Below are 13,305 nucleotides of genomic sequence, written 5' to 3' on the forward strand. Positions count from 1 at the left end.
CGGGAAATTGCGTTATTTGATCAAGTCACGAACTTTCCTACGGATCTTGCGAAGCACCGGGTACCTGGTCGCCAACTTGGCCTTGGAGCTCTGAAGCACCGGCCGGAGACCCGGAACCCGGGGACTCATTGCCTGCTGTTTCACCAGCGTGCGTTCCAGATTGCCGATCTGCGCCTTAAGACGCTGGTCCTGCGCGGCCAATTCGCGTTGCAGAGATTCGACCTGCGCGGTCAGCGCCTTGTTTGAGGCATTGGTGCTGTCGGCCAACTTTTGGAGTTTGACTACTTCGTTCCGCGTCTTGACTATCGACGGTGGATTGGAAGCTGACTCGATCAGCGGGAAGGGGACTTGGTAGCGCTGTCCGACCCGCTGCGCGTCACCCCAGGATCCTTGGTGCAACCAGGAAAGGCGCTCGATCAACTGCTCTCGGAACTGGGGCTCCGGGGCCATCAGTGACCTGACAGCCGGAGGCAGATCAGCGGCTTCCAAATCAGAGGCGAAGTTCGAGGGGACAGATGGCGGGGTGTAAATGTTGGCGAGATGGTTGCGATTGAGAAAGTCGCGGTAGCGTACAAAGTTTTCGGCATGGGCCGCGTTGAATTCAGTGAAGTCTGCCTCTTCATAAAGAGTGGCTGCATCTAGGCCCGCGTCCACGTCCCGGACCATCCGGTACGGAATCTTGTGGTACTTTGCCAATTCCAAAGTGCGGGAGTCAAAGGCAAGGACCACCGATGGCGTCCCGGCCAAGAGCCCCGCGATGTTTCCATGAATCCTCGTACCGAAGGAAAAATCGCGCTCGCGCATAAATCGCACCCAGGTAGTTGGATCCAGGAAGAGGCGGATCTTGTCCTCCCGGTAGAGGCGGTGCTGCGAATGAATCGGCATGTCATCCGGCACCGGCGACTGTGGATTTTCGCCCCATAGCAGCAACTTCAGTCGCGCATTCTCCTGGGCCACGAAAATGAGGTCATCATACTTGCGGGCGTGGGCGGTGGCGATTTTGCCCATGAGTTGAACACTGGGGGTAATGTTGATCGCCAGCGAACTACTGTGAGTAATTGTTTCAGTTTTCTTGGTGACCTTGAGGTCCGCACCGTACATATAGAGCGATGGGCAGCCGATAATCTCGACGTGCTCATCGCCGTAGCCAAGCCGCCGCAGGAAATCCGCAGTCATCTCGCCCCGGACGCCGACAGTGGCGGACCGATCCAGGACCGCGTTCATAAACCGCTTCACCGATGCCTTCATGCCATCGCTGAAAGCGAACTTTGTCTCATCGGCCGCCATCTGGGTGCCGATGCCAACGACTGTCACGGGCATGTCGAGTTGTTCAATGACACCGGTCATACGGTCCAGATAGGGCAGGAAGCTCTGTCGGAAAGCGTTCGCGAGCGGGACGACAAACGCATCGAATTCGTCGTTCATCCGCCGCACGTAGTCTCGCGTGATGCCGCCTCGTTCCGTCAGATACCCGGATGAAACAACCTCCGTTCCCTCCACGGAAAGCGCCCGATGAACGGCGTCGCTGAAGAGTAGGTTTCCCGAATTCGTGCCGAGAATGTTCTGAACGAGACTCATCGGCGCCGGGACGGGCGACAGCGGGTCCTTACCTGACCTGATTAGTATCCGAGTCAAGATTCGCTCCTAGAGGTCGAGTTGAGAGTTCAAGGCGGATAGGGTGCCGCCGCCGAACCGGGCACGTAGCCTGGAAAGCGGACGCGCTACGGCGACACCAGGGAAGGCGATGCGAAGCCGGCCGGAGGTTGATGGCCGGATGCTGTGGATATGGGCACCGAACTGCATTGATTCCCTACTGCGCTACCAGGACGGCCGCAGACAGAGGGTCAACTTTTCGTACATCGATAACGTGGCCAGTTCTGCCGGAGATGAGGACGTCGATGGAACTGCGTGCAACCGTCTCGGACTCGAGCAGGCCGGCGGGGTCCTCTTTGCCGAAGGCCTTGGTGCGCATGGGAGTGCCGGTTCTTTCCGGGTTTACGCAGTTCACCCGCACGCCGTCCTCGGACCATTCGTCGGCCAGTGCCTGGGTCAGGTTCACTGTGGCGGCCTTGGCGGAGCTGTAGAGGCTGTAGCTGGCCCGCCCCCGCGTGTAGGAACTGGAGGTGAACAGCAGCAGGGAACCACCGGTCTTCCGGAGTTCCGGGTAGAAAGTCTGTGCCACAAGAACGGGGCCGATGTAGTTGATTTCCGTCGATTCGTAGATTGTCTCGTCCGACGTCTCGCTGAGGAGGCCACGGGGCAGCACGCCGGCAGTGTTGACCACGTAATCAATGCGGCCAGTTTCGGCCAGTACTTGGTCACGTGCTGCAACGAGGTCCTCACGGCGGTTCACGTGGGTTTTGGTGCTGGAGCGGGAGAAACTCTTCACGGTTGCGCCGTAGCGGGCGGCCATCGCCGCGACGTCGGCACCAATTCCGTAGGAGCCGCCGAAGACGACAACGGTCTTCCCCTCCAGTGCGGCGCGGTAGTCTTCCTCGCTGGAGGGCGCGGGCACGTCGTTGCTGGTGAGCTGGAAGAGCTTGTCCGCGATGTAAATATCGATCGGCTCGGTGACCTTCATATTGCGGTCATCACCCGGGACGACGGCGATCGGGACCTCGGGCTTGTACTTGAGCACCACAGTGCAGTCATCGGTGGCAGCGAAATCGGGATCCTTGGCGGCCTCGGCGTAGGCCGCCCGGATGACGCTGAGCCTGAAGGCCTGGGGTGTCTGGCCGCGGCGCAGCATGGCCCGTGGCGGAACGGAGCTGATGACCGGGTATCCGTCGACCTCCTTGCCGGCCACGGCGATGATGGTGTCCGCAGAGGCAATGGCTACATCCACCGCACCGTGCGCATCCAGCGCCTTGACCACGTCGGTAACGATACGCGGCGAGAGCAGGGGCCTGACCGCATCGTGAAGAATGACGTTACATTCCTCGTCGTCCAAGGCGGCCAAGGCACGCTGCGTCGTGTCGTTGCGGTTATCCGCGCCCTCAAGGATCTGCGACACCTTCTGGAAGTCGTTGCGCTTGACGATCTCACGAACGTTGTCCAGATAGCCGGGAGTCATCATGACGAGGACTTCGTCGATGGCGGGGTGGCTGTTGAGGACATCCAGCGTGTGCTCCATGATCGGCCGCCCGGCGATCTTAATCAGCTGCTTGGGAATATTCAGGCCGACGCGCGACCCGACGCCTCCGGCAAGTACTACTGCAACGTTCCGTAGTTCAGTCAAAGACTTACTCCTCATTAATCAATCCGTTGGCGGGCCGCCCGGACCAGTTTACCGGCAGTTCACGCTTGCCCGAGTTGGAGCCGTTCCGCCGCGGATCAATCCCGGGCCCGCCCAGACGTACGAAAAGCGCGCACCCGCTTGCTGGCGAACCGAATACGTTGTGCCACAACTCTCCTTGTCCAGACGGGAGGGGCCATAGAGCACACCCAGTGGTGAGAGCGTCAAAAGGAAAACCTGGACGTTTGCCCGCACACCTTTAGCGGGCAAAAATGGCTGCCTTGCCCGCCTCCTTGCGGTCGATGATTGCCTGCGAGGCCTCCAGGAACGGCTCTGCCGCCTGCGGGCCGATGACGTCGCCGAGGCAGTACCTGCGGCGCTCTGCGCGCTTGGCCGCCAGAGGATCGGCGCCCAGCAGGCCGTCCAGGGCCGGAACCAGAGTGGACAGGTCCTTCTCAATCACGTAGGCGACCTGCGCCGTCGGGAACTCGCGTAGGAACGCCTCCCCGCCCGAGGTGATGGCCGCCATCGCGAAGGGCTTGCCGGAGGCCAGATACTCGGAGGCAATGCTGGAGACGTCCGTGACCAGCGCGTCCGAAAGATTGAAGCAGCCGGCAACATCGAGGTCCCGCTCCGCGGCAGGACCGAAGACGTGCTTACGGCCCGAGGCCTCGGCGTCCTTACCCAGCAGATCGTGTATCTTCAGCACCTGCTTCTTATCGGCCGGGATCCCATAGCTCAACGGGTGCGGCCGGAAGGCCACCGTGGCACCGCGTTCCAGCAGCGCTTCGACGATGTCCGGCCCGATAGGCAGCGAGGAATAGCTGGTGCTAGGACGGCCGCCCTGCCACGTTGGTGCATAAAGCACCGTCGGAGAGACCGGAACAGTTGCACCTTCGCGGAATTCAATCTTCTCCACCTGCGGCCGGCCCACCAGCTCGAACTTCTCCCGCGGAATATCGATGCCGTGGGCAGCGTAGCGTGCGACGCCCTGCTCACCGCAGACGAAGAGCTTGTCGTACGTGGCGTGCCTCGGGTGGAAGTTGGCTTCCTTGTCCGAGTCGCCGTGGTTCAGCCAGATGTGGGTGAGCTTGCGGTACCGCTGGAAGGCGGCATTGCCCGGGCTGCCCTGGACGTAGTAGGCCGCCTTCAGGCTAGGGACAACCAGACGGTCCAGTGCACCGGTTGCGCCCTCCAGTACGCTGACGACCGGCGCGTTGGTCAGGCGCGCGATGACCGGCACAGTCGCAGGATTTTTGGTGATCACGACGAAGGGACGGTTCAGCCGTTCCAGATAAGGAAGCCACATGCCTAACTGGTAATCCGCGCCCTTTAGCGCGGCGTAGTAAACCGCAAACTCCGGCTTGTGCTTCTTCAGCAGTTCCGGCAGACGGTCGTAGTTCTGCTTGCTGATGGCCTGGCTCAGGAGGGCATGGCGGACCACGCGGAAGAAGGGCAGCAGCTGAATCAGGGCGAATAGCAACGGAATCCAGCCCGGAACCCGGAACGCGGCCAGCAGCACCGACACGGCGATGATGGTCAGCGTGTTCCGCGTAAGCGTCCCTGCCGCAAAGGGAGGTCGCGGCAGCTCCGGGGCGCCCGGCAGATGTGCTGCCTGCTGTTTTTTCGCGCCGAGGATTTTCTTGAGCGCTGGCTCCTGGAGAACGATGACGGTAGTCAGCCCGAGAGCAGCCCAGCTCCACCCGGCATGCGCGGGAACCATATGGACATAAAAGGCACCGGCCGCCACCGCCAGTACGACCCGCAAGGAAACATAGGAGGCCAGCAGTCCCCCAACGTAGGGGTTCCGCAGGGGGCGCCTCTTGAGCCACACAACGGCAAGGTACGGCAGAGCTGCAATCGCCGTGCCTATCACGGCCGCGAGTGTGGTCGGGGCCGACAACACCACAACGCAGCCGGCGACCGCCAGCATGCTGAGCCCCAGGGTCTGCCCCAGGTCACGGGTATCGCCCGGCAGACTCCTCAGGGCACCGAGAAGTCCCATTTCCCCCTGCGAACGGGCCATGTTCAGCTAAGCTCCTTGACGATCTGGCTGATGCTGTCAAGGGTGCGCTTCAGCTCCTCCACATGGCGCTCGTCGAAGGCACTCAGTACCCGCTTCATCTCCGTGGTCGAGATGCCAGTGGTCCGGGGCAGGTAGACGACCTCGACTTTGTCTTCCAGGTCGTCGAATTTCCCTCTCCAGTCCTCACCAATGCCGAACGCATCCACGTTGTACTTTTCGATGTCTTCGCGCTTCTGCGCCCAGTTTTCCTCCGGGATGGCCATGTCCACATAGCGGATGGCGCGCACTATCTCTATCCGCTGTTCGAACGGAACGACAGGCTTCTTGCCCTTAACAGCGTTGAACTCGTCCGTGGATACCCCGACAATCAGACGGTCCCCCAGCTCGCTCAGCCGTTTGAGAATGTTCAGATGGCCGATATGGAACAAGTCGAATGTTCCATAGGTGAGAACCGTTTTACCCACGAGTGTTTCCCCCGCCTCTTCCGTTCACCTTGAGTTTGCCCGCCTGTCATCTTAGGGTACGCGTGTGCTACCCATGCTGCCGGCGCCGGTTAGAGCGCTGGCCAGCGGCCTGAAGCGCCCATGCGGATGATGGTAGACCACTTCAGCTTTCGCTTGCTCTCCCCTGGTCCCCACGGGTCCTGCTGCCAGCCGGCACGCCAGCCGGCGAACCAAGGCTTGAGTTGCCCGAGGTCGCCCCGAGAGCGGAGGATCTGAACCAGGGTCCAGGAGCCTACATAGGCCCAGCTGAACGGCCAGCGCAGGTTGCGACGGGCAAGCCATACCCGGTTGCGGGCGTTAAGTCGGAAGAATTCTTCGTGGCGGCGAGGATCGATCACCGGGTGCCCTGCGCGCAGGTCGCCGGCGTACCAGGTACGAAAACCGGTGTCCCAGACGCGCCAGGCGAATTCGATTCCTTCGTGGGCGTACCAGAACGGGGACGGCCAGCCACCGGTGCGATCGAACACGTCGCGGCGCATAGCGATGGCCATCTCGACGACAGAAAACACGTTGCTGGACGTATAGGCGCTGCCCTTGCGCAGCCGCGGGATCCAGCGCTGCGGTGCGTCGGGGTCCTCCGGGTCTTCGATCCGGGGCTGGATCATTCCGATATCTGGCCGGTCCCGGAATAGTCGCGCGCAGGAGAGCAGGAAGTCCTCGTCCGGCAGCCAGGCGTCGTCATCGAGGAAGAAGAGGTACTCACCCGAGACCTCCGGCACGCCCGCGTTGCGTCCTGCCGGGATCCCCAGGTTCTCCTCCAGGTGCAGGCCCTTAAAACCTCTGGGCAGCCCTTCGGGCTGCCAGCCGTTGCCGACGACGACTACGTCCACGCTGACCCCACGCTGTGCCTGCAGGGAGGCAAAGCCGCGCTGCAGCTCCTCTGGCCGCGTGCCCTGCGTGAGGATGACGACACCGACGGTGGGCATCGCCGCGGAGTCGCCGGCCGCCGTCGCACAATTGTTCGGCACCGTGGCGCTCACTTCCGCAACCGAGGGGAAGCCATAATGGCCACGAAGTGACCGATGTTGACGAGAAGCACAGCCGGCACCATGACGTAGAGCAGCCAGCGCTCCCCCAGCACCGCCTCGCCGGCGATCAATGAAACCACTGAGGCGGCCAAGATGAGCAGGCTCATTTCCACCGAGTGCAGCACCCGGTGAAAAGGCAGGAAACGGGCCATCCGCCGGAGTCTTCCCACCAACGAAGTGGCAGGGACGGCTTTGGCTTCAGCGGTATCGGGAAGCTTGTCCAGTCCGGCCAGAGCCCGCGAGGCATGGACCATTTCGTTCTGCGCTTTGTTCAGCACGATCAGGAACGCCAAGACCGCACCGAGGAAGAGATACAGGTATCCCTGGCCCGGATCGCGCCCAAGCAGCCCGAAGTCCCCGAGGCACCGCAGCCCCAGGGCGATGGGGATCAGGCCCTCAGTCGTGTAGTGGCCGATCTTGTCCAGGAAGATTCCCTTGGGGCTCTGGGTTCCGCGCCAACGCGCGACTTCCCCGTCGCTGCAGTCGAAGTACAGCTGGAGCTGGGAAAAGAACACCGCCAACAGCGGACCCCAGATGCCTGGGATGAGCAGGCAGGCGGAGATAGCCCAGCCGGAGAGGATCATCAGGCCTGTCACGCCATTGGCGCTGATCGGCGTGCGTACCAGCACACTCGTCAGATAGATGGAGATGTGCCGCAGGTACAGTTCGGCCGTCCAGTGCTCGGCGTTCTTGCGGCTGCGCACCTCCGGTGGCTGGGCGACGGCGCGCAACTGCTCGAGCGTAGGACGGGCCGGGCGGGTGGTGTCAGTCAAGAATTCCTCCGGCTGGTGTCTACTGTGCCGGCTGCGCCGAAGAGCCGTCCCCGAACATACCCCAACCCCCAACTGATATGGATGCTGGGCAGCACTGCAAGCAGGCGAATCCGTTCGGCTGGGCCCACGTCCCCGCGCATCGTCGCCGAAGCACCAACCACGCCGGCGCCGTACAGCACAGGGAAAAGGGAGGCCGCCGACGCTGCACGCTTCAGCCAGACCGGCCAAATGTGGGTCGCTCCAGTGAATCTAGCCATTGCTGCGGCCGCACCTGTTGCCAATCCTCCCACCAACAGCGGTGGCATGAAATGTCGTATGGACTTGCCCGATCTGTGACGGCGAGCCAGCTCCGCTCTCCAAATACCCGCGGCATAGAACTGCCTCACCAGCTTGTCCCAATCAGCGCGCGGCCAATAGGTAACCTTGAGTTGCGGATCAAACCATACCTTGAAGCCAGCTTCCCGGAGCCGCAAGCACAAATCCCAATCCTGCCCGCGCCAAAACGTCTCGTCGTAACCGCCTACGGCCTCGAGTGCTTCACGGCGGAAAACCCCCAAGTAGGCGGATTCGGCAGGGCCCTCCGGGGCCCCGCTATGGTAAGCCGCTCCCCCGAGGCCAAGCGGAGAATGATAGGCACCTGCCACGGCTCGCTGAAAAGGCGACCGTCCCTTAGCATCCATCAACCCGCCAACATCGGCGGCTCCCGTGCGGAGAAGAGCTTCGACACCTTTGGCCGTGTAGTCAGGCTCCAGCTCTGTGTGGGCATCCACGCGGACGACGATCGGGTACTGGGAAGCTTCAATAGCCAGGTTCAACCCGCTGGGCGTCCTGCCAGTCGGCGAATCGACGGCCTTGATCCTCTGTTCCCGCCGTTGCAGGTCCTCAACTATTTCGTTCGTTCCATCCGTCGACGGCCCCAGGGCGAGGACGACCTCTTTGGGTCCGTCGTAGCGCTGCCCGAGGACACTGGCCACCGCGTCTGCAACGTGACTCGCCTCGTTCAGAATGGGCATGATGTACGAGACGCCCGGAGTTCCCGATATCGGCGTCAGAGTCCGACTCATTGATTCCGCAACTTCTGGTAAGCCCTGATCACTTGCGTTGGATCACCGTCCATGCGAAGTTCGCCCTTTTCGATCCAGAGCGCGCGATTGCAGGTGTCCTTGATTGACTTCATAGAGTGCGAGACGAGGAACACGGTTCCCGCATTCTCACGCATCTCCCTGATGCGGGCTTCACTGCGCTGCCGGAAGCGCTGGTCCCCGACTGCAAGGGCTTCGTCGACGATCAGAATGTCGTGCTGTTTTGAAGCAGCGATGGCGAACTTGAGGCGTGCCTGCATGCCAGAGGAATACGTGCCCATGGGCAGGTCGATGAACTGCTCGAGTTCCGCGAAGGCGATGATTTCGTCCTTGAGTTCCGCCATTTCAGCTTTGGTGAATCCCAACGCTAGGCCCCCCAAGATGATGTTCTTTTCACCCGAAAGCTTTGGCATCAGAGCAGCACCGACGCCCAACATGCTGGGCCGGGAAGAGGCGTAGATCGCCCCGCTTGTCGTGGGTGTTAGCCCCACGATGGCGCGCATCAACGTGGACTTGCCAGATCCATTCGAACCGATGATGCCGATTGACTCGTTCTCATACGCCTTGAACGTCACGCCCTTAAGGGCATGAACCGTGCGAAGGGCCTTGTGCGGCGTCAAAATCTTGCGCGTACCCTCTTTGAGGCCTTTTCCCGAAGCATGCGCCTTGTACTCCACGTGAACGGAGTCCGCAATGACGACGGGTTTGCTGCGCTCTGGCGTTTCAGTCATGGTTCCGCCCTTCCTCAGTAGATCCTGCCGTAGCGCTCCTCGGCCTTCCAAAAGAAGACCACCCCAATCACCAGAAGAGCAACGCTCCACATGCTTGCATAGAGCCAAAAGATGGGGTCAACCGTGTGGCCTGGGAGCATGGCGGCACGCGCCAGCGAGAGGAACTCGTACAACGGGTGGAAGTCGAAGACAGCGACCAGCGCAGGGAACTTGCCCAAAATCCGGTCCACCTGGAAGAACACTCCAGACGTGTAGAAGAGCACGCGGGTGACGATAGGAATGATTTCCTTGATATCCGTGAGGTGTACGGTCAGCCTCGCCGCGATCAGCGCTACACCCGTGTTGAACATGGTCATCAGGACTACAAGCGGGATGATCGCCAGCCAACTCCACGAAAGTGGGTTCCCGGTCAGCAGGACGATCAATGCCATGACAGCTAGGATCGGCACCAAGTTCATGAGCTGCTGAATGACAGCAGCGAGAGGAAGAGTGATCCGGGGGAAGGCCAAGGTCTGGACCAGTGCCTTGTTCCGCATAATCGAGTCGGCACCGTGTGAAAATGAACTGGCGAAGAATTCGAAGAGGAAAACACCAATGACAATGTAGGCAACGACGTCATCGGGCCGCCGGTCTCCCTGCAGCACACCGAAAACGAGTCCATAGATCAACGCGTTCATGGTGGGCTTCAGCGCGACCCAGGCCATGCCCAACCGGTTTTCCTCGTTGCCAGCCTGAATCCGGTACTTCGCCATGGACGTTGTCAGTTCACGGCGACGCCAGACTTCAGCCAGATACTCGCGCAAGGGTGGTCTTTGCCCGACCCGCTGAAGATTGTTCTGCGCCGCTTCCTCGGCAAGGCTCATGCCACATGTCCCTTACAGGTCAGTCAAAATAAAACACTAATCGCGGCAGGGCTTGCCCCCGCCGCGCCTCTACTGAGTGTAGTAGATCCGTCAGATCGGTCTTGCAGTCTCTAGCCCTGGTCAAGCCTCATCGTTCCGAAAGAACACGCGCAGTTCCAAGCTATGCTGCCCTGCTGCATCTTGGACGTAGATGGCTTTCCCCACAATTCCTTCGAGGGCACCCGTACCAGAACCAGGGATGATGTGGCCGTCACTGGCCGCAGCATCGCCCTCTGCGAGGCCCCAGTGTTGGATCACCATGGTGCCTTCACGTCCATCCACAGATCCGGTAAAGACTTCGGACGCGACGTATCCGGCACCGGTTGCGTTGCCGGCCATGAGCAACTCAGCCCGGCTGGTGCCTGTGATTAAGCCGTCAAAAACTTTGGTCACGAGTACGCGGCTTAGATCGGAGTTGGTCCCTTCGACTTCGTACGGTTCGGGAACCCAGTCAGTGACGTCAAAGTCTGCGGCGATGATGTGTTCGGCGTCGTTGGTCATGAGGCCTACGGTCTCCTAGGTAAGTGCCGGACAGGTCAGCGCCTCAGAAAAGGCGCTGGTCGTCTGCATCGGCGTATTTCTTGCGGAAGAGTTTGCGGGTTTTCGGGTCCAAGAACACCAGGTACAGCGCGAAGGCAACCGCCACGATGCAGGCAAGTAGCCGGGCAGTGTCAAGGTCGAACTCGATGTACGGAAAGATATCCAGCTGGTCCGTGATCGCGTAGATCATGAGGAACGAGGTCACCGCGTAGACCGTTCGAACCTGCCAGTCATTCCGAATACCGGTGGCGGCGAAGAGCGGCAGCAGCCAGACGATGTACCAGGGTTGGATCATCGGGCCCAGCAACACCACTGCGGCCAGTGCCAGCGCCAACCGCCGGACGATTCGATCGTAGCTGCCGCGGAACATGGTGTAGAGCACTATGAGCACGGCTACGACTTTTCCGGCCGTGTAGACGGCGGATTGCACCACAGCGCCGTCGAATCCCAGTCCGCCGGAGATCAGCCCCAGCAAGATCCCCAGCAGTCCCACCGGTGCGTACCAGATCATCAGGCCGGCACCTTGCTGGCTGAGCGCTCCAACCCAGCCGAAGCCGAGGCCGTTAATCACGCCCAACACCGCAAGCAGTCCGAAGGAAAGGCCAGCGGTCAAGGCCCAATAGCCAAATTTGCGCGGCCAACTGGCGCCCTTGCCCGCCCACAGCAGCCCGACAAACGGCAGGAAGATCAGCGTGATCGGCTTGATCGCAATGGAGAGCGTCACCAGCAGGATGCCCAGCAACACCCTCCGGGTGGCCGCGTAATAGAGGCCGGCCAGGGCAAGTCCAAGCATCAGGGCATCGTTGTGGATGCTGGCAATGAAGGTGGTCAGGAACAGCGGGTTGGCACAAGCCAGCCAGAGCGCGCGGTTCGGATTGATCCCGTGCAGTTCCGCGAGTTTGGGGCCGTAGTAGACGCACATCGCGGCGCCGGCGATGGCGAGAATCCGGAACATGACGATGGAGTATTCCGGGTGCCCGCCGCTGAGCCAGACGATGAACTCTTCCAACCACAGGAATATCGGGCCGTAGGGAGTTGGGCTGCGTGCCCAGAGATCATCGGCGCCGGTCTGCAGGTAATTCTGTAATTGGTCATACCCATCCACGTAGGGATTGAGGTTGTTAACCATGACTTTGCCCTGCGCGATATATGCGTACACATCGCGGCTGAACAATGGGATGCTCAGCGCCAAGGGCGAACCCCAAGCGACGATTGCGGTCAGCGTGGCCCGGCGCGCCTCGGCGCCCCAAACGGTGAACTGCTGGCCCAGCCGCAACCACGCGCGAACCAGGATCATGCCGCCCAATGCCAGCAGGATCACCGAGAGGATAACCCCGACGAGTTCCACACGCAGGAAGATCAGCAGCGGCCAGCGGCGTAGCTCGGACACCGAGGCCAGCCAGCCGACCCCCAGAGAACCGAGGAACATCATGAAGGATCCGACGGCGCCCTCGACGATGCTCAGGCTGGACCGCTCCTTAACGTCGCTTCCACCCCGAGGGACGGAGGGCTCGGCCGTAGGTCTTTGCGCGGTCATCGTCTCGGCGGTCCAATCACTCCGGGGTCGGTACACCTGGTCCGGTGCGGTCATCGTCTCGGCGGTGGTCCGCACGCCTCAGAACGGTCAGGCGGACGCATCAGCAGACAGCTGCTGATGGTGCTTTCTGCATGTTAGCACCGGGCACCTCGCCAGTCCGTGCGAACTCGTCCCGCGATGCAAGACCAGGACGCGATACATTTGACGGGTGCCAATCTCTAACGAACATATTGTCTGGATCGACTGCGAAATGACCGGGCTGGACCTCGAGGCGGATGCGCTGATCGAGGTTGCCGTCCTGGTCACCGACTCGGAACTCAACGTTTTGGGCGAAGGAGTCGATGTTGTCATCAAGCCCAGCGCAGAGTCCCTGGCCCAGATGAACGACTTCGTTCGCACCATGCACACCACGTCCAAACTGCTGGACGAGCTCCCGCACGGCATGACCATGGCAGAAGCCGAGGACAAAGTGATGGAATACATCACGCAGTGGGTTCCGGAGCCGCGCAAGGCACAGCTGGCGGGCAACTCCGTCGGCACGGACCGGACGTTCCTGGCCCGGGACATGCCCCGCGTCGTAGACCATTTGCACTACCGAATCATCGACGTCTCCACCATCAAGGAACTGTCCCGCCGCTGGTTCACCCGCGCCTACTTCCAGTCCCCGGCCAAGAGCGGCGGACACCGCGCGCTGGGAGACATCAAAGACTCCATCAACGAACTCCGGTACTACCGCGAAGCTGTTTTCGTCCCCTCCCCCGGCCCGGATTCCGCCACCGCCAAGAAGATCGCGGCCGGCATCAGCGCCACCCCGGCCGGCTAGATTGTTAGGTGCGCCACTTTCACCTCGGGAATGGTCTAAAGTGGCAAAAGCCAGATGAAAAGCATGTAAACTAGTCTGCGTTGCCTTACTGGTTGGAGACCGGCAGGAACCGCTTGAGCGGGGCC

Annotated in this window: 12 protein-coding genes; 1 reads left to right on the top strand and 11 read right to left on the bottom strand. The window is 61.3% G+C overall.

What is annotated here, in order from left to right; all coding sequences use genetic code 11:
- Positions 1 to 12: 12 nt before the first annotated feature.
- The 11 genes from AC5RWT_RS16625 to mptB all read right to left on the bottom strand — a co-directional run bounded on the left by AC5RWT_RS16625 (position 13) and on the right by mptB (position 12,357).
- Positions 13 to 1,578 carry a polysaccharide pyruvyl transferase family protein gene (locus AC5RWT_RS16625; protein WP_494081106.1) on the bottom strand — a complete coding sequence of 522 codons (1,566 nt, stop codon included), beginning with the start codon at positions 1,576 to 1,578 and terminating at the stop codon, positions 13 to 15.
- Positions 1,579 to 1,810: 232 nt separating this feature from the next.
- The gene (locus AC5RWT_RS16630) at positions 1,811 to 3,238 is read right to left on the bottom strand and encodes an SDR family NAD(P)-dependent oxidoreductase (protein ID WP_494081107.1); all 1,428 of its coding nucleotides are present in this window, start codon (positions 3,236 to 3,238) and stop codon (positions 1,811 to 1,813) included.
- A 256-nt stretch (positions 3,239 to 3,494) separates the two neighbouring features.
- Positions 3,495 to 5,261 (bottom strand): CDP-glycerol glycerophosphotransferase family protein, encoded by a 1,767-nt coding sequence (locus AC5RWT_RS16635; protein ID WP_494081108.1) that lies wholly within the window; start codon positions 5,259 to 5,261, stop codon positions 3,495 to 3,497.
- Between the two features lie 2 nt (positions 5,262 to 5,263).
- Positions 5,264 to 5,725, bottom strand: a complete 462-nt coding sequence (locus AC5RWT_RS16640) for an FAD synthase family protein (RefSeq protein WP_494081109.1) — start codon at positions 5,723 to 5,725, stop codon at positions 5,264 to 5,266.
- Between the two features lie 89 nt (positions 5,726 to 5,814).
- Positions 5,815 to 6,690 carry a glycosyltransferase family 2 protein gene (locus AC5RWT_RS16645; protein ID WP_494081118.1) on the bottom strand — a complete coding sequence of 292 codons (876 nt, stop codon included), beginning with the start codon at positions 6,688 to 6,690 and terminating at the stop codon, positions 5,815 to 5,817.
- A 50-nt stretch (positions 6,691 to 6,740) separates the two neighbouring features.
- Positions 6,741 to 7,565 (bottom strand): CDP-alcohol phosphatidyltransferase family protein, encoded by an 825-nt coding sequence (locus AC5RWT_RS16650; RefSeq protein ID WP_494081110.1) that lies wholly within the window; start codon positions 7,563 to 7,565, stop codon positions 6,741 to 6,743.
- Complete coding sequence (locus tag AC5RWT_RS16655; RefSeq protein ID WP_494081111.1) at positions 7,562 to 8,629, bottom strand: glycosyltransferase family 2 protein; 1,068 nt, start codon at positions 8,627 to 8,629, stop codon at positions 7,562 to 7,564. The genes AC5RWT_RS16650 and AC5RWT_RS16655 overlap by 4 nt, the downstream gene beginning before the upstream one ends.
- Positions 8,626 to 9,378 (bottom strand): ABC transporter ATP-binding protein, encoded by a 753-nt coding sequence (locus AC5RWT_RS16660; RefSeq protein WP_494081112.1) that lies wholly within the window; start codon positions 9,376 to 9,378, stop codon positions 8,626 to 8,628. The genes AC5RWT_RS16655 and AC5RWT_RS16660 overlap by 4 nt, the downstream gene beginning before the upstream one ends.
- A gap of 14 nt (positions 9,379 to 9,392) precedes the next feature.
- Positions 9,393 to 10,241 (bottom strand): ABC transporter permease, encoded by an 849-nt coding sequence (locus AC5RWT_RS16665; RefSeq protein ID WP_494081113.1) that lies wholly within the window; start codon positions 10,239 to 10,241, stop codon positions 9,393 to 9,395.
- A 120-nt stretch (positions 10,242 to 10,361) separates the two neighbouring features.
- Positions 10,362 to 10,781 carry a DUF3224 domain-containing protein gene (locus tag AC5RWT_RS16670; protein WP_494081114.1) on the bottom strand — a complete coding sequence of 140 codons (420 nt, stop codon included), beginning with the start codon at positions 10,779 to 10,781 and terminating at the stop codon, positions 10,362 to 10,364.
- Positions 10,782 to 10,824: 43 nt separating this feature from the next.
- Positions 10,825 to 12,357: a polyprenol phosphomannose-dependent alpha 1,6 mannosyltransferase MptB gene (gene mptB / locus AC5RWT_RS16675; protein WP_494081119.1), complete on the bottom strand. Its 1,533-nt coding sequence runs from the start codon at positions 12,355 to 12,357 to the stop codon at positions 10,825 to 10,827.
- 208 nt (positions 12,358 to 12,565) lie between these two features.
- Between mptB and orn the strand changes: the two genes are divergently transcribed.
- Positions 12,566 to 13,180: an oligoribonuclease gene (gene orn, locus AC5RWT_RS16680; protein WP_494081115.1), complete on the top strand. Its 615-nt coding sequence runs from the start codon at positions 12,566 to 12,568 to the stop codon at positions 13,178 to 13,180.
- Positions 13,181 to 13,305: the final 125 nt, after the last annotated feature.

The organism is Arthrobacter sp. Dra40, from assembly GCF_059091905.1.